Origin of the sequence: Nostoc sp. (assembly GCF_036917275.1) — a bacterium.
In the GTDB taxonomy this organism is placed as follows: domain Bacteria; phylum Cyanobacteriota; class Cyanobacteriia; order Cyanobacteriales; family Nostocaceae; genus Nostoc.
The window spans coordinates 66,958-86,842 of record NZ_JBALDF010000032.1 but is presented as its reverse complement, the minus strand read 5'-3'; the positions used below and the strand labels follow the sequence as shown (position 1 = coordinate 86,842).

Below are 19,885 nucleotides of genomic sequence, written 5' to 3'. Positions count from 1 at the left end.
TCTTTTCTGTCTTTGGAAAGAAAAGGCTATTCATTAATTAGGGGGTAATTCCAAACTCATTTCACCCAACAACCCCTTGCGAAAATCTGTTAAAAGTTGCCTTGCAGCTCGCTCTATGTCACCTTTGTAACGATGCTCTGCCAAGGCGTGCAAATAAGTATCTCCGGTGTCTGATACCGAATCGAGTTGGTAGCGGGACTGTAATGGTTTTTTTGGTAACAAATCTGTGGCTACAGCTTCCAAATAGTTGAGTAAATCCACTAGGGCTGCTGCTACTAGCTGATTATCGTAAGATGCTTCACCGATATCATCACAAATAGCTAATTTCAAAGCTGCGTCTTGGTCTTCCAATCTTACAGGGATGACACCAGGAGCATCTAGCAATTCCAAATGTTCAGAAATTCGCACCCAGCGCAGTTGGCGAGTCACCCCAGGACGGGCTGCACTTTCCACTACTCGCTTTCCTAACAGACGGTTTATCAAAGCTGATTTACCGACATTGGGAAAACCAATCACCACAGCCCGCACTGGACGGGGTAACATGCCGCGATCGCTTCTTCTTTGATTAAGTTCTACCCCAGCGGCTTGCGCTGCCCGTGCCACTTCTGCTATACCTTTACCATGTTGAGCGTTAGTAAAATAAGGGACTTCTCCCTGACGTTTAAACCAATCTATCCACAGCGATCGCATTTGTGGCGTAATCATATCTACTCGGTTAAGTATCAACACCCGTTTTTTACCCTCCACCCACTCGCCTATTTGGGGATGGTGAGTCGCTAAGGGAATCCGGGCGTCTCGGACTTCAAAGACCACATCTACGCGCTTCAACTGTTCTTTGAGCTTCTTTTCAGCTTTCGCAATGTGACCTGGATACCATTGAATCAGGTTTAATCTATAGTTTTGAGTTATAGCCATAGTCAATTACCAAATAAATTATTATCACTTATCAATTATCATTCACTATGGCTTGATGTAAAATCAGACGGTTGCCATCAGGGTCATAAGCGTAAATTTCTCTGCCGTGGTCAGCAATGGAAATCTTTCCTGGTGGGGGATAGCCCAAAGCTGTTAAGTGAGCGATCGCATCTTCTAAGTTACTCACCTCTAAACATAAACTTATCTTACTTTTGGCGTAGACATAAAATGGCTTGTCGTTAGACATCGCTTCAAATTCCGATTCGTTTGTGTTCTTGGGTTTAAAAATACCTAATCGCATACCAACCAAATCAAACTCAGCATAGATATTCGGAATCAAAATAATTGGCTTTTGCTCCAGAAATCTAGTATAGAAATGCACTAACTCCTCACAATTAACCGATGCTATGGTGACAAATGCGTTAGTGTACTGGAAAACCATATAAACCTAAAGTTATTTGATTTTGAGATCACTTTTCTAAAGTTCTTACACTCAGGACTTGCGGTGGTGTCGAATCTGGTGGATAAATCACATCTACCTGTACTATCCGCTTAGTCGAAGGTGGAAGTACAAGCTGCACCAATGGTTCTAAGACCTGACCAGTTCTGTGCCATAAATGTACATAGCGCGTCTTTTGTTGACCTTGGTCATCAAAGTAGCGTAGCCGCACTGTACCACGGAAGAAAGGAAAATCTAGGGATGGTTTGCGAAAACGCACACCACCTTGAGATAATTTATCTTCCTTCAAAGGTGTTTCCAAAGTCACAGTCACGGTCTGGTTTTGGTTGGTATTGTTGCTTAAGGGTAAGGTGAGTTTATATTCCACCGCATAATTGCCATGTGCTTCGTATGCCGTATCTGGATAACGTACCAGGATTTTGGCCGTTTGAATTTGTTGAGTGCCCAATCGACCATTTCGCAATGTGTCTAAAGTATAGGAAATAGCTCTGCCAGGCTGGGGAATAGTTAGAATTGTGGTTTGGGGATTATCTACCAACTTTGCTTGCCACTGGGAACCACTAGACACACCAGCTACACGCCCATAAATCAGTACGCCACTAGTAGCATTTGGAGGACTAGGGGTTTTATCTCGCGGCCCGGCGAAGTTGCCGGTATTTAGTAAAGCTTGCCATTCTGCAAGAGTCGGTGGGCGTTCTGTATTATCAGAATTTTTCTTGGCAAACATTGCTAAACTTGCCGCATAAACTTGATCGTTACTATGCAGCCGTATAAAGGTAGAGCGACCATTCACCGGCTTTTCTAAATTTCGTACAGGAATCGGATGATTTAACAACATCCGGCTCTGTCCTGGGGGAATTATCAGCTTTGCGGGAAAATCTGCTTGTCGAACACCTCGGAGTACATCACCAACAGCGCGATCGCCTGGCCCAGAGTAAGCCTTACCATCATTATTTTCTATGTAGGGAGATAAGGTAACAAAAGGCGCATCTTGCATCAAATAACTTGCCGCTTGCAACACATCTAGTGTTACAGGTTTTTTACCAGGATTATACACAATTACGCCCAAATATAACGTTTGTAAATCCTTGGGAGTGTGGGAGTAATGGTGGGCGAATAAGTCAAAGCGTCCCTGAAACGGAAAATTAAGGTGTGCTGCTGGAACTTTTTTATTGTTTGTTGGAAAGGTAGAAAGTAAAATACCTTCAGTTTTAATCCATTCTGGGCTATTGCTGTTAAAAACGGGTATTTTATCCAACTCACCTGGTAAGGCTCGAACTTCTCCTGGTTGCACAATTTCTTGGGGTGCTGGCTTTGGTGAAGTTTGAGCGATCGCTGAATTATCTTTATCAGATGTGCATCCAAAGGTTTGAGTTATGCCAAATCCTAATAGAAGTATGAATAGAGGTGATGGTAATTTAGCTAGCATAAATTTGAGCATCAAGAAAGCTGTGGTGTCAAATATAACAAGTTATTACTACAACTTCCTGGAAGCGGATTTCGGAGAATGCGATGCCTACGGCGGGCGCAGCCATCGCTGTTAAATTTTAAGTGTAGTGGCAACTTCAGTATGCGGCTTTGATGTTCAAAGGGAGTGTCGATGGTTTAAGCGATCGCATGACCACAAGTGCGTAATACTTATAAAAATTTGAATTTGAGAACGTTTAGTGATTGTAGAAATCAAATCAAGATAAACACTCATCTATGCAAAAATTTGTTGTAAATTTAAAACAAAACCAGGGAGAACATCCTCACCAGATAAACTTGTAGGAGATTGTAAAACTTTCGGTGCAAGATTTGGACGATAAATTATTACTTGTTTATCTTTAGGATTAATTAACCAACCTAGTTGTAAGCCATTTCTTAAGTATTCCTCCATTTTCGCTTTAGTATCTTCCACATCATCAGTTTCAGAAACTAATTCCACTGCAAAATCAGGACACAAAGGGAGAAATTTCTTTCTTTGTTCTGGGGTAAGAGCATCCCATCTTTCTATTCTTACCCAAGAAGCATCAGGTGAACGAGTTGCCCCATTTGGCAGTTTAAACCCAGTAGAAGAATCAAAAGCTTTTCCCAAATTATTTTGATTACTCCAAAACCATATCTGACCTAATAAATCAAAATTACGGTTTCCCGTTTCTCCCCCAGTAGGTGACATGATAATTAATTCCCCTTCAGCAGTTAACTCTAGTCGTAATTCTTTATTCACAGCAACAATTTGTGCAAATTCCTCATCGGTAAATTGCAGATTAGGAGGTAATTGTAAGGTTAAAGCAGTCATAATTAATTGCGCTCCACTAAAATCCTAGTTGCGTCAAACTCATGTGCTAGTGCTCGGTTTGACTTAGCCTCTACCTCTAGTTGTAGCTGATCACGAATATATGCCCATCGCGCTTTTTCTGGCACAAAAAAAGTTTCTTGATAACTAATGGTGCTTTTAATGGTGTAAATCGCCCTTACTCTCCCTCTAATTTCCACCACTAACCCGCATACCCCTGCAATCGCTTTTCCCTCTCTTCCCAATCAGGCAAATAAGCAAACATAAAGCACTTAAACACCTTGCCGTGATTGGGAACGAGTAAATGCACAAGTTCGTGAACGATCGCAAACTCACCCAATTCTTTTGGTAAGTCTAGCAATTCAGTATTCAGCGTTAAGCGTCCTGTAGTTGAAATAGATGCCCACTTGCGCTTCATCGGACGCAGTTGAATTTGTTTAACTTGGACTTTAATCCGATCGCTCCATTCTCCCACAGCATCTTTAAGTGCTTGCGCGTCTTTCCATTTTCGATTGTCGCAGCTAGCAATCATGATTCGACTCGTTCGAGTTTCAGCAGGTTGTTGGTGACTTCAATGGTTTGCTCGACTGAGCTTGTAATAGGATAAATATTAGCGTAAAGTTCAGTTCTTAAATCAATTTCCTGACGCGCATCCCACCAGTAATCAGGGAAGTTGCCATAAATGGCGTTGATGGTTTCGGCTTGGTTGATATCTAGGCGATCAACTGCTTGCTTGATGACAGTGTAAATCGCAAAGGTGTTTTCATCAACCTTGAGTTGTTGCCGTAAAACTTCTGCCTCTATGCATTCATTGGCAATTTCATCTAGTTTAGCTAAAGCAACACCAGCCTCTATTTGGCGGTTTTCAAAGCTAGCGCGGACAATTTCGGCACGTTCGCCAATGGAAATCAAAAAAGGCGATCGCTGACTTTGCTGGTTTACTGCTTTCAACAATGCCTTACTCAAGTTTAGAACTTTTACTGTATCTGTTGTGCTATTTTGGCGAAATTGTTCTAATTGTTGGGCATTGAGTTCGTGGATTGTCCCTGGCATTTCTAACTCGCCAATTGTAACGTTGCGGCGGACTAGTTCTTTGGTTTTGGCGGTGAGTTCAATATCAATGTAGGGACTGGTATTGTAAGCAGCGCGGATTGTTCCGTAAAGCCTGGCGATCGCTTGATAATTTTCCATGAAGGGACGCAGGTCGGGGTCAGGAGACAAGATTTCGTAAATTGATTGGAGTTGGCGGACAAATTTAAAGAATTTCTCGCGCAAATCTTTGTCTGCAAAATAAGCCGCAGCGCGTTCTTTTGCTTTGTCGTCCCATCCCTTAGCTAGCGGTAAATACTCTGGTGCAGTATTTTCCATCATCGTTTGCAGGAGGTTTTTGATCACATCAACATTTTGGATGATGTCGTTAACTTCTCCCGATTCAAAGGCTAGGGCTTGCTCTAGTTTGTCGCCAAAGATACCGATAAAATCTAGAACAAAGCCGTAGGGCTTAACTAAACCTTCTGCGTCTTCGTATGGGCGATTCACACGGGCGATTCCCTGCAAGAGAACGTGGTCGCGCATCGGTTTATCGAGATACATACAGTAAAGTATTGGCGCATCAAACCCCGTCAGTAGTTTCTCGGTGACGATGAGAATTTTCGGCAAGGCTTTGCGGTAGTCTTCGTAAAGTTGGCGAATTTTGGTCACAGCATCAGCATCGCCACCGCAAAGAATTTCTAAATTTTGGGCATCTTCAGCAGAACAATAACCTGTAAAAGTTAGGGTTTTGTTGTCGTAGCTAAAATCTTTCGGGCGAGATTCGATAAAGTCGATGACTGCATTTGGTAAGGATATTCTGGCAGAAACGACGGATTTTTTAATAAAGGCTTTGCGGACTTCTTTCTCTTCGGCATCAGTCAGGTTGTACTCCCGCAGTCCTGCGGCTGTAGTCCGGGAATAAACAACGGTTGAATATTCGCTAGGGAGATATTTATCTAAGGCTTGTTTGTAAAGTCTACAAGCTTCCCGATCTACACCAACCATAAAGGCTTTAAAGCCCATTGGTTCAACGTAGTCCCGAAAGTGTGCGGCGACAAATTTCGCTACTTTATCTACTCTATCGCTGCTTTTGAGAAACTCTTTTAATTTAACTGCGCGATCGAGAATGCCATCAAGTTCCTCTATATCGTTAATGCCTTCTGCGGCTTGGAGTTGGAGAAATTCTTTTTCTAAAATTTCTTGGGGAACGCGAAACTCTGATTTCGCTAGGGCATAATTTAGCTTCAGGGTTGTGCCATCTCGTACCGAGTCGGCGGTTGAATACGAATCTAGGCTGTATTTGGGGTCAGTAGGTTCGCCGAAGGTTTGGAAGGTACTTTGTCCTTTAGCTGCTTTACTGACAGGTGTACCTGTGAAACCGATAAATGTGGCGTTGGGGAGGGCAGCCATTAAATATATGCCGAAATTACCGCCTGTGCTACGGTGTGCCTCATCGACTAAGACGGTAATCGTCGAACGCTTATTTTCTACCTTCATCTTGTCGAATTTGTGAATCATGGCGACGATTAGGCCGCGATAATCATCTTGGATGAGTTTTTCTAAGTCTGCTTTACTGGTTGCAACTTCATAACTTTTGATGCCATAAGCTTTGAGGTTTTTATCTAGTTGGTTTTCTAGTTCGTTGCGGTCAACAATCATGATTACGGTATTATCGCCGCTAATATTGCGGAGTTGGGCGGCAACTGTAATCATGGTGAGGGTTTTACCACTGCCTTGGGTATGCCAAACTAGTCCGCGTTTTTTATTCGGGTCTTGGATGCGTTGCAGGACTTTTTTGACTGCACGGGTTTGGTGTTGGCGTAAAATTACTTTGGTTAAGCCGTCATCGCGTTCGAGGAAAACAATGTAATATCTGAGAATCTCTAAAAAGCGTTGATGGTCGAAGAAGGTTTTGATTTTCTCTTCGTAGTCGCCTTCTTGGATAATCGAACCTAACCCCCCAGCCCCCTTCCCTACGAGGGAAGGGGGAGTAATATTGTTCCCCTCCCCTTGTAGGCTAACGTGTACAGACAAATCGGAGTTACTTTGAGATCCGGGTTTTACCCCCCTTAATCCCCCCTTAGAAAGAGGGGAAACAAGAAAATCTAGTTCCCTCCCCTTTCCAAGGGGAGGGTTAGGGTGGGGTAATTCGAGAACTTGTAGTGATTCGATAACTTGTGTGTACACCGTAGCCCCTTGCAGGGGAGAGGTCAGTTTCCATTCAAACAAGTTTTTGCGGTTGGTATTCCAGGTTAAGCCATACCAGAAATTCCACAACTCTGTGACTTCAAAAACTTGGGGAAAGGCTAGCAATTCTGGGGTTTGGTTGTGGTAGCGGCGAATTTGGTCAATGCCTAGTGCTAAACCATCAGTTTTCTTTTCTCCTTTGGTTTCAGCAATGGCAACGGGAATACCGTTAATCAGAAAAATAATATCGGCGCGGTTGGGAAATTTTACGCCTTTTTGCGACCATTCATCTGTGACTTGGAAGATGTTATTTTCCGGGTTGTTAAAGTCGATGAGGGTAATGTTTCTGTCGCGGTTTTCTTCGGCGACAAAAATAGATTGTTTGCCTTGCAACCAGTTTAAAGCTTCGCGGTTGCCTTCGATGATGCTGTCAATGTTTCGCAGGCGGCGAAGAATTTCATCTATATTGTTAGAGGTGACAACGCCAGGATTTAGTTTAATTAGTTGACTGCGAAGAACATCGGCAAAGTAGCGTTCTTTGAGCTTTTCCTCTCCCTTGCCTTCCCGCCGTTGTAATGCCTCTTTTGAAGTTAGGTATTCCCAGCCTATATCATAGGCATATTTCAGCATCGGTCTTTGCACGGCGGAAGCTTCGCTCATACGTAAGTCTCGGTTAAGGGTTGGGTAGAAATTTTACCTATCATCAGTTGTTCTAGCATGGCGTGGAATAGTTCGTCAGTAAAAGCGATTTCTTTTTCTAAGGCTTGAATTTTGCGATCGCATATTTGTAAAATTGTGACAATTTTATTTTGTTCGCTGATATCTGGTACAAGTGTAGGAAAAGCTTTAAGCTTTGTACTATTGATAGAAGCTAAATTTGTAGTTCTATGAGCTACGGATAAAAAATAAGCTTTTCCATAATCACTTTGAACCAAGTAAGCTAAATATTCAGGTAAAAGTATCTCTCGGTTAGTTCTAACAGCAAAAATGTGATTTTGATGAATACAGTTAGGAATCTGTCCCTCCCAAATAAACCCACGACCTAGTTTATCAGGATCTCCACCTTCCGTTAAAACCACATCATTCACTTGTAAGCTATATCGTTTTACTTCTGACTTTCGGATGCTAATTTCTTTTATTTCGGATAAATCTAAATAACCATCTTGAACATTAGCAACTCTTAAATAAGGTAAAATAACAGTCTCACTATCTGGGAATTTTCTTCCTTTTGCAGTTCCTGTCTGTATAGATGCACATTTTTCAAGTGGAACTGTTTTCCAATACTGAGGTACTTTTCCAAATCTTGTTTTTTGGAAAGAGTTATATTGGGGATTAGTGCCATAAGTAAAGAGATACTGCATCAATACAGCTTTGCGTTCTCGTTCCAGTTCTAACTCTCGCTGGCGGGTTTCTTTGGCTTTTTGGATGGTTCGCAAAGTGTGGGCGATCGTTTTTTGTTCAGGAAGTGGGGGAAGAGGAATTTTAATAGTAGCTATTTTTTGCGTTCCTATAAAACGCATAGTTGACTGAGAGGATTTGGACGCTATTTCTTCCTGACCACATCTAGAATGAAGTACATACATTAAAAATCTAGAATCCACTTCATCTAGTTTTGGCTTTATTAAAGCAACCTGAACAAATATACTAAAATTATCAGATGTCTCAATAATTGCAACGTTTCCTACTGTTCCAACTTTAGTTAATAAAATATCTTCTAATTCTGGCTTTACTTTTTTGCTAATTTTTAAATGTTCTTCTAAAGAAATATAAGAACAGTTTGCAAAACTTACTTTATTATCAAAAATGTCTTTACCTTTAATAAAAGGAATACCGTAATTTATATAAGTTGGAGTTTGGTGTACACCATCCCTGATAGACTCTCTAACCACATCCCCTAACTTAACAAATTTCCAATGAGGCGGTAATTGAGTTTCATTCATCTCTACCCCTCTCATATTCCATCTGCAATAATCAAATCCATCATTTCATTCTTATTCTTCCGATAAACCCGAAAATCACTATCTAGAGTTAACACACTACTACCATTAATCAACTCACTCATTCTTACCAAACACGCATCAGCTAAAGACATTGGCACATTCTGATACCGCTTCAACAACTCTCTAACCGTTCCTATTTCATCACTGAGACGAAAAGAGATTTGAATTATGCCAGTATCTAGTAAAGACATAACCGCATCCTATCCACCATAAAAATCTCGCAATAAAAAACACGCTTCACTAATTACTGCTTCACAAGTAAAGAAAAGATAAGCTAGATTAGCAACTTCTTTAGTAGCCCAACTGTGATATTGTTCTCGATTATTAATTAAAGCAACTAGGGAGCCAGTATCAATAATGATATTTTGCTTCACTACCTACCGTATCCTTCTAGATGCTTTTTATTAGTCGCCAAATCTCCGGGGCCTCCATCAACACATCCAATAAACTCCTTAGCCGCTTCTAAAAAGGAAACTTGTTTTTCGCAATCGCCAGAATCTCCACCAACGCAGCCAGCAAACTCTTTGGCTGCTTCATAGGCGGAAATAGGTTCTTTCTCTTCTTTATGTTCTACATCCTGCTTTTGCATCTCCTTAAACTGCAAAAACTGAATATAATCAATTACCTCATCCTGCTTCTCAGGAGATAACTTTCTAAATTCATCAATCACTACTTGTTCCTTATCAATTGCTTGAGTCATTGCTGTATCCTCAATAAAAATAAAAATGAGAAAACACTTGTAGCTGATTTAAATTTTAGCAACTTACACTCTACTACTCATTGCAGACAAACTTAAATACTCAAGAATCAGCAAGCGTAAATAGTCTAATATCCGCAAATAAGCCTTTGTTCCCTGATATTCTCCATTACTACCAAAGTAAATAACAATTCTACCAGACCTAACCCCCAACCCCTTCCCCACTAGCCTTGGGAAGTAAGCCTTATAGCCTCTCTCCTTGTAGGCTAGGGTATACACACAAGTATGACTAGCATAGGTTTCAATTCTAGTAGTTTCGTCGGGTGCGTTATGGACACGCCAAATCAACAAATGCGTACGCCGAATCAACAAATGCGTACGCCGAATCAACAAATGCGTACGCCGAATCAACAAATGCGTACGCCGAAATAACAAATGCGTACGCCGAAATAACAAATGCGTACGCCGAATCAACAAATGCGTACGCCGAATCAACAAATGCGTACGCCGAAATAACAAATGCGTACGCCGAATCAACAAATGCGTACGCCGAAATAACAAATGCGTACGCCGAATCAACAAATGCGAACCCCAAATCAACAAATGCGTACGCCGAAATAACAAATGCGTACGCCGAAATAACAAATGCGATCGCCTTAGAGGTTGTTTGAAAAGTGGTTGGCTGTGATTTTAGGCACTTGTTGATCCCCCCTAGCCCCCCTTTTAAGGGGGGAACCGGAATCAAAGTCCCCCTTTTTAAGGGGGATTTAGGGGGATCTAAAACGTTTTGCTACCAACAAAAAGACTTTTCAAACATCGTTTTATAGAACCCATTTGAGATCTATACAGGAGGGCAATCGAATTTGGCTGAACTACGAGCTAAGTTACAAATTTTATAGATCGATCGTCAGGATTTTTTTCTTGCTTTTTTTGTCGCTCAACACGACTGTATTGTAGGGTAATGTATCCGTTCCCAGCGGAATTGGCAGCTTAAAACTGGGGCTTTTATGATCGAGTTCGCCTAAATCAATGCTTTTCTTTATATCGCCATCTGTTGCAAGATTTGCGGTAAGTTCGCCTTTATAATCTTCAATTAAAAAGTCTTTAAAGAAAACGACTGCCCCACCCTCAGGATCTATACCAAGGATGACCGTACCGCTGAAAGTTGCGCCTTTTCGTTCTTCATCAACCGTTGCCACTGGGATTTCCGAGGGGTCTTGACCGGACTTATCTGCCATAAACTTTATCCTGGACGAATTCTCAACAATTGAAAATGATTTTACAAGAGCGCTATGGGCGATCGCAAAACTCTCAGGACGTATTTCTGCATTGGTCTTGCAAATGTATAGCCAAGTTACTTCTGGTTATACGCCTAATTGGAAGATTGATTCGGGATGATTCGGGGCCCAAAGCGATCGCGTTAGCGAAGCGAGGCGTTAGCCTAGCGTTGCTGCAAAGCAGATCGCATCGCAGAAACCTGATAGAGGCGAGACGTTGAGAAGTTTCCGGATAACTTGATCCGACCTTGCCTCGGCAGTAGAGTGCCCTTATCTGTGAACTGACAGGTTTATGGAGTCCAAGGATATATAATGAAAAACGCTATAAATTCAACTTTGCTAACACCTCAGCTAAATCTTTATCCGCCCATTCCCTGTCTTGTCTTGCTACCGCCAAATCTGTCAAAATATCTGCGATCGCCCGATGCACAACTTTATCGCTAACATCCACAAACTGCGACGGACTAAGATTATAATCCGCTTCCCTCAATTCTTCTAACTTAACAACTTTACTCAGCTTCTCTCGCGTTTCCCAATTGCGATAAACCTCACAAACCGCCTTAATCCCTTCTTGTGTCAAAATATTCTTCGGATCGCCCTTGACAAAATAATCAGCAGCATTAATCAGCAAAAACTCGCCTTTACGATTCAGAGGTTTCAGGCGATTTAACAAAATTACCACCCCTGGCGCAGTCGTGTTATAAAACAAATTTTCAGGTAGCAAAATCACCCCTTCAACTCTGTCTTTTTCCACAAATTCCTTACGGATGTCCCTTTCTTGATTTTTGTTCTGACTCCCGGAACCGCGAGACACCGCCCCTGTATCCAAAATAACCGCCGCCCGTCCGTTATCTTTCAACGATGCCCAAATATGCTGCACCCATCCCCAATCTGCTGAAGATTTGGAGGCAATTCCGTCTTTGAACCGTTCAAAAGAATCTTCTTCGTAAGCATCTGCGCCGTAGTTGTCCTGATTCCACATCGGATTAGCAACCACATAATCAAAGCGCATCACCTTCTTGTCAACCGTAAATTTAGGTTGTCTAAATGTATCGCCAATCGCAATTTGTGTATCAGTAAAATCCTGCAAAAACATATTCATTTTAGCGATTGCGAAAGTTGTCCAGTTCAACTCTTGCCCAAATAACCGAGGTGCTTTACTCTCTTCCCCTGGATGCTTGCGGTTGAACACCAGACGCGGCTTAGTCAACAACCTACCCGATCCACAAGTGGGATCATAAATCTTCGTGTAGGGTTCAGGGTCAATAATTTCCGCAATCAACCAACCCACCTCTGATGGTGTGAGAAACTCCCCCGCACTTAAACTTCCGCAGCAAATACTCATAGGCTTCCCCCAAAACATCCGCATTGGTATTCTTTAACCCCAAGCGATGCCGACTGATGACTTCAATCAAGTCCTTTAAACGATCATCATCTAAAACGCGCTGATTGCTTTGCTTCTCGTTATAATCTTTGAGCGTCAGCGTTCCCGATAACCCAGGATTGCGCTTTGCCACTTCCCGCATCGCCGTTGTCACAAACTCCCCTAAGCTATCTTTAGGATGAAAGCGAATCGCCTCCCAACGGTATTGGTGAGGGACATAGTAACGCACAATCGGCTGACGATTATTTTTAATTGCATCTTGATGATCTGCTTCAATGAAAGCACGGGCTAAGTCTCCACCCCCAAACTTCTCGGCGCACTTTTCATACTCATCATCAAAGACATCAGACAGCCGTTTGTAGAAAATTAGCGGCAGAATAAAATCTTTGAATTTTGGTGCATCCGTTGCACCGCGTATCTTACAAGCAGCATCCCACAGCCATTGTTCCATTGCCGGAATATCCAAGCGATCGCCAGCTTGCGCTAACTGTAGAAGTGGTAAATCAAGAGAACCGTTTTTTTCTACTGGCTTTTTACTGTTTTTCCTGGTTCCACGCGGCACTATACTTAACTCCTGCGTTAGCGAGCAAACCCATCGGTATCGCTTCTATCTTATTTAGAGGAATCCCTATTTTCGCAGTTTCTCGGCTAATTGTTGATAAACGATTTCTAACCACACAGGAATCACAATAGAACTTACGCAAAATTAAATACGCCGTAAGAACAACTAATAAATTGCCCCTACAGCGTATAGTTTTGTCTAAATTTTAAATTCAACGAGCGCGGAGGGATTTGAACCCCCGACCCACAGAACCGGAATCTGTTGCTCTATCCACTGAGCTACGCGCCCTTATTCTTAGATATTATAGCATCTCTGTGATAGAATTTGCAGCCTAGAGAAACTTGGTTTATGGGTTAAAGATAATTAGCTGGGTCTACTGGTGTACCATTCTGACGAACTTCAAAGTGGAGGTGGGGCCCAGTTGAGAAACCTGTGGAACCGACAGCAGCGATCGCTTGTCCGCGTTCAACTGCTTGTCCTTCGGTAACATATAACTCGCTGGTATGCCCGTACAGTGTAGTCATACCATTGCCGTGGTCGATAATTACCGCTCTACCATAACCACCATACCACCCAGCAAAAATCACTCTTCCCGAATCGGCTGCCCGAATTGTACTACCATAGTTAGCGGCAAAATCTAACCCAGCATGAAAGCGACGATAGCCAAGAATTGGGTGTATCCGCCAGCCGAAGGGACTGCTAGTAGGAGCGTCGCTAGGATATGCCATTACACCAGTTCCCCGAATGATCATGCTTGTCTGGCCGTTGGTTTTTGCTTGGGCTTCTTCTGCTGCTCTAGCTTCTGCTACCTTTTGTTGAATCAATACTTCCAGATTTTTGGATTCCCTTTCTAGCTGGTTTTGCGCCGCTTCCAAGGCTAGGCGATCGCTATTCAGGCGTTGAATCAATTCTGATTGTGATTGCGCCTGAGTTTGATAATCGGCTTTTTGTGCTAACAGTTGCTCACGAATCAAAGCAATTTCGTTTTTTTGCTGTTCTACGTCTGTTTTCTGTTTATTGATTGAGTTTGCTTGGGCGTTGAGTTTTACTAAAATTTTCTGGTCTGCCTGATACACTAACTTCAACTGATGACGGCGGCTGATAAAATCGCTGATATTTTCACTTTGGAGCAAAACTGCCCATCCTACAGATGCAGGCGATCGCTGGAGATAACGCAATCGTGCTACTGTTGCTATTTGCCGCTTCTCATAGTCACGTTCCGCTACAGCTAAATCAGCTTCTAACTGCTGGAGGCGTTGGGTGGCGAGTTGTAATCGTGATTCGCTCTCTTGAATGTAGCTATCTGTGGTTTGCAGATTTTGCTTTAAACCAGTCAGGTGTTTTTGAGCCTCTTGTTGGAGATTTGTTAAGCGATCGCGATCGTTAACCACACTCTGATGCTGCTGATTCGTTTGTTGCTGCTGTTGTCGCAAAGTATCAATAGACTCTGTGGACGTTGCGTGGGCTGGAATTAATGCCAAACAAATCCATAAAATGCAGCAAAATGCAATAGATAAACAGCTAAAAATCTGCTCTTTTCCGATAAATCGCGCTCTCATAGTGTGCAGCCAAACCAAAATGATGCTTACAAACCTATGAGGATTATTCCCAAAATCTGATTCACCTACTTCAACGCATTTAGGACTTACGCAAAAATTGCCAACTTCGCTTAATTTATCGAACCGCCAAGACGAGGCAGTGCGTTGGGCGGCTCTGCCGACTTGAAGCAACTGCCGTGCCAAGAGCGCCGAGAATTCGTAGAGTGTGCGTAAGTCCTAGCATTATTAAATTGATTTGCCAAGTTGTAACATAAGGATTCCAGCTATGTCAGTCCCTAAGCAGGTATATCAGCCGATGAGATGTATGAATGCACGTATAGCAATTCTCTTAATTACCTTGGTTTTTCCAGGTTTGGCAGTGGTGGGAGTCTCGTTATATTGGTTTAATCCGATTATGCAACACTGATTAAAGCTGAAAGGTATGTGCAAAACCTGGTAGAGGTGGGAAAAGTAAATGATAGACAGTTAGAGTTCGCCAATCATCGCACATACATTACATCGCATCAATGTGTTTGCCAATGGGACTTGGGGATTACTGGGAGGAGTAATTGCAGCGTTAGGCATACATGGATTAGTCACTATTAAAGAGAATTCCTAGTTATCTGATTATCAATATTCTCTTTAGATTTGCGGATCGGGCGATCGCCACTTGATGAATGCTTTGCTGCTATGGAACAGTAAATCAAAATATTCTTCGAGCGCTTGCAGCATGGCAAGTATTACCTGTGATTTTAGCTATGGCACTGAAGAGTTTAGTCAATCATGCATGGGAACTGTTCTGCAACAGTCAGGAAATGGTTTAGTTAAAAAACCAAGTGATTCCTCACTGTGCTAAATCAGGCTGTAGCAGTACCTCCTAATCGGCGTGGAAACGGAAGGCTACCTGTCAATGAACTGACTCAATACAGCATTTGATTAATTCGTAGCGAATTAAACTTGGCAATACCTTACAATGCCAATGCATCCCTCTGCAATGCCAATGCATCCCTCTGCAATGCCAATGCATCTCAATACAATGTTAATGCGTCCCTCTACAATGCCAATGCATCTCAATACAATGTTAATGCGTCCCTCTGCAATGCCAATGCATTTCAATACAATGCCAATGCGTCCCTCTGCAATGCCAATGCGTCCCCCTGCATTAAGAACGTTAGGCTTTGACGCAAAACTGTACTAATAAATTGAGCGACTACCGCGATTTACTCAAATAACGTCAGTCAGGAAAGTGAAAAGTTGCTAGGTGATAAGCACATCCAAGGTAAGCTGATGAGTAAAGTAGTGAACCTGTTGTTTAGTGAAACTCATAACTCAGCACTCAGGACTGATGCAGAACAAGCAAGAAAAAATTTCGCAAGTGGTAGTGACTGCTAATCAGATGCGCGATATTGAAGAGCGGATCTTTGCAGCAGGAATGCCTGTAGTCGCTTTGATGGAAAAGGTGGCGGGATTAATTGCCCGTCGCATCCAAGATATCTTCCCAAATCCCCTTAAAAAAGGAGATGTTCCTTCTCGTGTTGGAATTCTTGTCGGCCCCGGTCATAATGGCGGGGATGCTTTAGTAGTAGCGCGTGAATTACACTTTCGCGGGTATAAGATTTGGATTTATGCTCCTTTCTCTAAGCTTAAGGAATTAACTTCGCAGCACTTGCAGTATGCTCAGAGCTTGGGCATTCCAATTTATCAAACAATTGACCAACCGCCAGATTCTGATTTGTTGATTGATGGGTTGTTTGGGTATGGTTTAGAAAAAAACCTCACTGATCCCATTGCCTCTGCAATTAATCAGCTAAATGAATTGTCTGTGCCGATTTATAGCATCGATTTACCTTCAGGTTTACATACCGACACTGGCGTTGTATTGGGAACTGCGATTCGCGCCACTCACACTTTTTGCTTGGGTTTATGGAAACTATCTTTTTTCCAAGATCAAGCGCTGGAATATCTCGGCAAAGCTGAGTTAATCGATTTTGATATTCCTTTAGCTGATGTGGAAGCTGTTCTCAAAGATGCACCCAGGATTAAACGTATTACATCAGCAACGGCACTTGCTACTTTACCCCTACCCCGTCCAGCAGTCACTCACAAATATAAGGAAGGACATTTACTGTTAATTTGCGGTTCGCGGCGCTATGCAGGTGGAGCAATTTTAAGTGGTTTGGGTGCTAGGGCTAGCGGTGTGGGGATGCTTTCGATTGCCGTACCGGAATCGCTAAAATCTCTTTTGGTGTCACACTTGCCAGAAGCGTTAATTATCGGTTGTCCAGAAACGGAAACCGGAGCGATCGCCCACCTACAACTACCAGAAAAAACTGATCTAAGTTCCTTTAATGCGATCGCTTGTGGCCCCGGTTTAACACGAGATGCGACTCCAATTGTGGAAGAGGTCATAGAAAGCGATCGCCCTTTGCTTCTCGATGCCGATGGTTTAAATATCCTGGCACAAATGGGAGCGATCGCCACACTAAAAAAACGCCAAGCCATAACCGTACTCACACCCCACACTGGCGAATTTGAGCGATTGTTTCCTGATGTCCCCGATGCCAAACATGACAGAGTGAAAGCAGTACGGGAAGCAGCCGCGCAAAGTGAGGCGGTAGTGTTGTTGAAAGGGGCGAGAACTGCGATCGCCAACCCTCAAGGTGACGTTTGGATTGTTCCTGAAAGCACACCCGCCTTGGCGCGTGGCGGTAGCGGTGACGTGTTAACAGGGCTACTGGGTGGATTGTTGGCGCAAGCGACAACTAAACAGATTCCTGTAGAAGATATTGTAGCAACTGCCGCTTGGTGGCATTCACAAGCGGGTATAATAGCCGCCCAAGAGCGTACTGAATTGGGTGTAGATGCGTTTACATTGACACAATATTTGATAAAAGTTCTAAATAATTAAATGGCTTCTAACTATGACTCTAAAACTCCAGACCCAAAAATAAAAATTACAGGCAACCATTAGTAGTCTGCTAAGGTAACAATGCTTGGTCATATAGTCGGATCTAAGCGTTCCCTTTTTCTTTGTCTATCTATGCTTTGAAATGGCATTTTTTGACTCCGTAATCATATAACTAGGACTTACACACTGTACAAATTAGCCATAATATGTTTAACGGTATTTGTTGGTTTCGGGCGCTTCGCATAACCCTTATTGATTCGCTTATTTGGGTAAGCGTAGCCCGTCGTAGACATCGCTAGATGCTAAACATAGCTGAAACACTTAGACCTCTTGCAAAAGTCCCAAAATCAGGTATGTCATTCTGAGCAGAACGCAGTGGAGAGAAGAATCTCGCTAGATGTATCACTCCGCTCAATATGACAATTTAAGCATTTATGCAAGAGGTTTCTTAAATTGCGTATAGTACTTATGTACGATGCCTAAGTCCTAATAAAACATCCTGTTGGGTGATAAGGGTAACACTTTTATCTCACTACCGTCTTCAGTAACGACTTTTAATGGAAGTGAATCCTGATGCTCTCGTCTAGATAATTGAATATATTGACGACCTTTCTTTGTTGGCTTAACTACCATAAGATAGTGATTGCCTACCCACTTAATACTTATTACTCTGTACAACAAAACCCAGACTTCAGCTATCTCTCCAGTGTTAATTTTATGCCTTGATGATTCATCACATTGCCATACAAGATTATCGCTGGGTGTCCATAGACCCGCAAGATAATGATAATCAAAAAACGAACTACCACCATAAATTGTAAACGAATAAATATTATAGCTCAACCATCTTTCATAAGGCTCAGGGTTCTTAGTCAGATCATCATATCTTGCGCTCATATTCTCCCGCAGAAACTTCATTTGTTCTGCTTTAGTAGGACGCACCCATGTTTCGGTTGAGTTGCAAATTTTAAATGGTACTTCAATCGCTTTACTGCGATTAATGGACTGTGAGGCAGCAGGCTGTGAAAAAGTTATGCTGATAATAGTCTGAGCGCTTACAAATGCTCCTGTTAACAGGAACATGCTTACTAATTTAAGAAGTTTCATGATTTTGCTTGTTTATTGCTATGAACAGTATTTGTAAGGAAACCCCGTTTAAGGATAGCGGGGTATATGCGTGCCATCATTGTTGAGTTAGGAATGAGTGAAGTTAGCTTATGCATTAGACTCAGCCGCAACTCAGAAGCAAGAATAGACGAATTCTACAGCAATCAGCCGCCATGTGACCTCGAAATAGTCCACACTATCGAAGTTGAGGAAATAACCCTAGATTTTTTTATCAAGTTGAATTTCGTTTTCTAATTGGCCCAGAGGCATTAATGTTAGCTGTGACACAGCACGTTGCTGAGTTATATTTTGGCGGCGGCGATCAAGAAAGTGTTCCGTGATATATCCGTAACGCTTACCTCGGTAAAAACTGGATCTGGGAGTGTCATCGTTTCTCTGATATATCAGGGTAGAAGATGCAAAATCTTGAGCGATCGCAGAATCGTACACTTGTCGAATCAGATTAATTCCGGCGGAATTGTTTGGATCGAAATTGAAAGATGTATCATTAGACCGATAATCGATCATTTCTTGGATCACCAGGCCATTCGGTGCCCAAACGTCAAAACTTAACTCCTTGCCAAGGCACTTAGATGTAGAGAACAAATCGGGTTCTCCCGCTTGTAACTTGATGCTAGGCATGAGGAAAGCAATCAACTGATGATCATCTGACCATCGGATTACTGTCTCAACGTCTTGCCCTGGTAAAGCTACTGCTGGTAGATTAACACAAGCGCTAAGGGCGCTGATTAAGCCTACTAAAAAACTAAACTGAAACTTAGACACGTTGGTGTAGATCAGTTGAATAGGGGGCATTATTGACTTATGCTTATAAATTTCAACGCTATAACGTTGCTTACAATTAACAATATATAAAATTTAGTAAGATATGGATAAAGACATTGTGTCAGTACCTGAATCTAACTATTAAATAGTGGGTAGTGCATAACTTATCAGTTTTATTTAAAAGTAATCCGAAGCGTTGTTGTACATAAACTTATTCTCTAATACGTAAGTATCGACTCTCTTCATTTTGAGTATGACAATTCTCTAATTGGACTAGTTAGTACGAATTATTTGAAAAACATCATTACTTAAACTAGAAAAATTCATATCTCGCCATTTACCATATAACAGGGTTTTACCTCTAAAAATGTCGGTATTTGGTAGTTAGAACGACATTGAGTCCGGGGAGGAAGCAGCACCAAAAAGCGCGATGGCCTACCCGCCCGCTGGAAGCGATCGCTCTGCTCCAATCAGGGGTTCAGCCGGGATAGCTACAAAGTGGGGCACGTTGTAAAGTTTTGTAATGCAAAGAAAGTAAAATCCTTGATATAGGGTTGTTTCAATACCAAACTTTACTTGACTCCTCCAGTTAAAACATTCCCAAAAAAGCTCTTTTATGGGCAAGCTTGAGGTATTGAAAGCGGTGAAGAGTTGATTTTACCGGGCAAAATTTTGATTGCCCGATTATCATTTATGAGCAAGTTGGTAAATCAATAAAACACGCTCTGCAACATTTATTTACAACGTGTCCTGT

The 19,885-nt window shown here is 42.2% G+C and carries 19 protein-coding genes, 1 tRNA gene and 1 pseudogene; 4 read left to right on the top strand and 17 right to left on the bottom strand.

Annotated features, from left to right (window positions below):
* Positions 1–33: 33 nt before the first annotated feature.
* The 10 genes from ylqF to V7K35_RS11600 form a co-directional block, all read right to left on the bottom strand.
* Entirely contained in the window at positions 34–915 is an 882-nt protein-coding gene (gene ylqF / locus V7K35_RS11645) for a ribosome biogenesis GTPase YlqF (RefSeq protein ID WP_335079061.1), read from the bottom strand.
* A 31-nt stretch (positions 916–946) separates the two neighbouring features.
* Positions 947–1,357 (bottom strand): VOC family protein, encoded by a 411-nt coding sequence (locus tag V7K35_RS11640; protein WP_335079059.1) that lies wholly within the window; start codon positions 1,355–1,357, stop codon positions 947–949.
* 28 nt (positions 1,358–1,385) lie between these two features.
* The gene (locus V7K35_RS11635) at positions 1,386–2,804 is read right to left on the bottom strand and encodes a DUF3370 domain-containing protein (protein WP_335079057.1); all 1,419 of its coding nucleotides are present in this window, start codon (positions 2,802–2,804) and stop codon (positions 1,386–1,388) included.
* 273 nt (positions 2,805–3,077) lie between these two features.
* Complete coding sequence (locus V7K35_RS11630; RefSeq protein ID WP_335079055.1) at positions 3,078–3,656, bottom strand: Uma2 family endonuclease; 579 nt, start codon at positions 3,654–3,656, stop codon at positions 3,078–3,080.
* A 199-nt stretch (positions 3,657–3,855) separates the two neighbouring features.
* Positions 3,856–4,185, bottom strand: coding sequence for a M48 metallopeptidase family protein (locus tag V7K35_RS11625; protein ID WP_335079053.1), 330 nt, complete (start codon positions 4,183–4,185; stop codon positions 3,856–3,858).
* Entirely contained in the window at positions 4,182–7,532 is a 3,351-nt protein-coding gene (locus V7K35_RS11620; protein WP_335079051.1) for a type I restriction endonuclease subunit R, read from the bottom strand. The genes V7K35_RS11625 and V7K35_RS11620 overlap by 4 nt, the downstream gene beginning before the upstream one ends.
* Entirely contained in the window at positions 7,529–8,812 is a 1,284-nt protein-coding gene (locus tag V7K35_RS11615; protein ID WP_335079049.1) for a restriction endonuclease subunit S, read from the bottom strand. Before V7K35_RS11615 ends, V7K35_RS11620 begins: the two co-directional genes overlap by 4 nt.
* A gap of 11 nt (positions 8,813–8,823) precedes the next feature.
* Complete coding sequence (locus V7K35_RS11610; protein WP_335079047.1) at positions 8,824–9,063, bottom strand: hypothetical protein; 240 nt, start codon at positions 9,061–9,063, stop codon at positions 8,824–8,826.
* 9 nt (positions 9,064–9,072) lie between these two features.
* On the bottom strand, positions 9,073–9,246 hold the full coding sequence (locus tag V7K35_RS11605) for a PIN domain nuclease (protein WP_335079045.1): 174 nt from the start codon (positions 9,244–9,246) through the stop codon (positions 9,073–9,075).
* Complete coding sequence (locus V7K35_RS11600; RefSeq protein WP_335079043.1) at positions 9,246–9,572, bottom strand: hypothetical protein; 327 nt, start codon at positions 9,570–9,572, stop codon at positions 9,246–9,248. Before V7K35_RS11600 ends, V7K35_RS11605 begins: the two co-directional genes overlap by 1 nt.
* Before the next feature lie 320 nt (positions 9,573–9,892).
* Between V7K35_RS11600 and V7K35_RS11595 the strand changes: the two genes are divergently transcribed.
* Positions 9,893–10,240 carry a hypothetical protein gene (locus V7K35_RS11595; RefSeq protein ID WP_335079042.1) on the top strand — a complete coding sequence of 116 codons (348 nt, stop codon included), beginning with the start codon at positions 9,893–9,895 and terminating at the stop codon, positions 10,238–10,240.
* A 222-nt stretch (positions 10,241–10,462) separates the two neighbouring features.
* Here the strand turns inward: V7K35_RS11595 and V7K35_RS11590 are convergent, their stop codons facing one another.
* Positions 10,463–10,807 (bottom strand): hypothetical protein, encoded by a 345-nt coding sequence (locus tag V7K35_RS11590; RefSeq protein ID WP_335079040.1) that lies wholly within the window; start codon positions 10,805–10,807, stop codon positions 10,463–10,465.
* 35 nt (positions 10,808–10,842) lie between these two features.
* Here V7K35_RS11590 and V7K35_RS11585 point away from each other — a divergent pair, with 35 nt between their 5' ends.
* On the top strand, positions 10,843–11,067 hold the full coding sequence (locus V7K35_RS11585; RefSeq protein WP_335079038.1) for a hypothetical protein: 225 nt from the start codon (positions 10,843–10,845) through the stop codon (positions 11,065–11,067).
* Positions 11,068–11,168: 101 nt separating this feature from the next.
* On the opposite strand, the gene V7K35_RS11580 is transcribed toward V7K35_RS11585, so the two are convergent.
* The 4 genes from V7K35_RS11580 to V7K35_RS11565 all read right to left on the bottom strand — a co-directional run bounded on the left by V7K35_RS11580 (position 11,169) and on the right by V7K35_RS11565 (position 14,351).
* Positions 11,169–12,191 carry an N-6 DNA methylase gene (locus V7K35_RS11580; RefSeq protein ID WP_335079036.1) on the bottom strand — a complete coding sequence of 341 codons (1,023 nt, stop codon included), beginning with the start codon at positions 12,189–12,191 and terminating at the stop codon, positions 11,169–11,171.
* Positions 12,109–12,792 (bottom strand): type I restriction-modification system subunit M N-terminal domain-containing protein, encoded by a 684-nt coding sequence (locus V7K35_RS11575; RefSeq protein WP_335079034.1) that lies wholly within the window; start codon positions 12,790–12,792, stop codon positions 12,109–12,111. Before V7K35_RS11575 ends, V7K35_RS11580 begins: the two co-directional genes overlap by 83 nt.
* A 215-nt stretch (positions 12,793–13,007) precedes the next feature.
* A tRNA-Arg gene (locus V7K35_RS11570) sits at positions 13,008–13,080 on the bottom strand.
* A gap of 65 nt (positions 13,081–13,145) precedes the next feature.
* A complete protein-coding gene (locus V7K35_RS11565) occupies positions 13,146–14,351 on the bottom strand; it encodes a murein hydrolase activator EnvC family protein (RefSeq protein WP_335079626.1) in 1,206 nt (401 codons plus the stop codon).
* Positions 14,352–14,655: 304 nt separating this feature from the next.
* Between V7K35_RS11565 and V7K35_RS11560 the strand changes: the two are divergent.
* Together V7K35_RS11560 and V7K35_RS11555 are read left to right on the top strand one after the other, a co-directional pair.
* Positions 14,656–14,949: pseudogene (locus V7K35_RS11560) on the top strand (hypothetical protein).
* Between the two features lie 726 nt (positions 14,950–15,675).
* Positions 15,676–17,238, top strand: coding sequence for an NAD(P)H-hydrate dehydratase (locus V7K35_RS11555; RefSeq protein ID WP_335079032.1), 1,563 nt, complete (start codon positions 15,676–15,678; stop codon positions 17,236–17,238).
* Between the two features lie 486 nt (positions 17,239–17,724).
* Here V7K35_RS11555 and V7K35_RS11550 read toward each other — a convergent pair whose 3' ends face one another.
* Entirely contained in the window at positions 17,725–18,345 is a 621-nt protein-coding gene (locus V7K35_RS11550; RefSeq protein WP_335079030.1) for a hypothetical protein, read from the bottom strand.
* Between the two features lie 219 nt (positions 18,346–18,564).
* On the bottom strand, positions 18,565–19,161 hold the full coding sequence (locus V7K35_RS11545) for a hypothetical protein (RefSeq protein WP_335079028.1): 597 nt from the start codon (positions 19,159–19,161) through the stop codon (positions 18,565–18,567).
* Positions 19,162–19,885 lie beyond the last annotated feature (724 nt).

Coding starts and splice junctions, on each gene's coding strand:
- ylqF (WP_335079061.1), bottom strand. CDS start 915: ATGGCTATAACTCAAAACTATAGATTAAACCTGATTCAATGGTATCCA.
- V7K35_RS11545 (WP_335079028.1), bottom strand. CDS start 19,161: ATGCCCCCTATTCAACTGATCTACACCAACGTGTCTAAGTTTCAGTTT.
- V7K35_RS11580 (WP_335079036.1), bottom strand. CDS start 12,191: ATGAGTATTTGCTGCGGAAGTTTAAGTGCGGGGGAGTTTCTCACACCA.
- V7K35_RS11625 (WP_335079053.1), bottom strand. CDS start 4,185: ATGATTGCTAGCTGCGACAATCGAAAATGGAAAGACGCGCAAGCACTT.
- V7K35_RS11565 (WP_335079626.1), bottom strand. CDS start 14,351: ATGAGAGCGCGATTTATCGGAAAAGAGCAGATTTTTAGCTGTTTATCT.
- V7K35_RS11640 (WP_335079059.1), bottom strand. CDS start 1,357: ATGGTTTTCCAGTACACTAACGCATTTGTCACCATAGCATCGGTTAAT.
- V7K35_RS11585 (WP_335079038.1), top strand. CDS start 10,843: ATGATTTTACAAGAGCGCTATGGGCGATCGCAAAACTCTCAGGACGTA.
- V7K35_RS11615 (WP_335079049.1), bottom strand. CDS start 8,812: ATGAATGAAACTCAATTACCGCCTCATTGGAAATTTGTTAAGTTAGGG.
- V7K35_RS11600 (WP_335079043.1), bottom strand. CDS start 9,572: ATGACTCAAGCAATTGATAAGGAACAAGTAGTGATTGATGAATTTAGA.
- V7K35_RS11630 (WP_335079055.1), bottom strand. CDS start 3,656: ATGACTGCTTTAACCTTACAATTACCTCCTAATCTGCAATTTACCGAT.
- V7K35_RS11635 (WP_335079057.1), bottom strand. CDS start 2,804: ATGCTAGCTAAATTACCATCACCTCTATTCATACTTCTATTAGGATTT.
- V7K35_RS11550 (WP_335079030.1), bottom strand. CDS start 18,345: ATGAAACTTCTTAAATTAGTAAGCATGTTCCTGTTAACAGGAGCATTT.
- V7K35_RS11610 (WP_335079047.1), bottom strand. CDS start 9,063: ATGTCTTTACTAGATACTGGCATAATTCAAATCTCTTTTCGTCTCAGT.
- V7K35_RS11555 (WP_335079032.1), top strand. CDS start 15,676: ATGCAGAACAAGCAAGAAAAAATTTCGCAAGTGGTAGTGACTGCTAAT.
- V7K35_RS11620 (WP_335079051.1), bottom strand. CDS start 7,532: ATGAGCGAAGCTTCCGCCGTGCAAAGACCGATGCTGAAATATGCCTAT.
- V7K35_RS11590 (WP_335079040.1), bottom strand. CDS start 10,807: ATGGCAGATAAGTCCGGTCAAGACCCCTCGGAAATCCCAGTGGCAACG.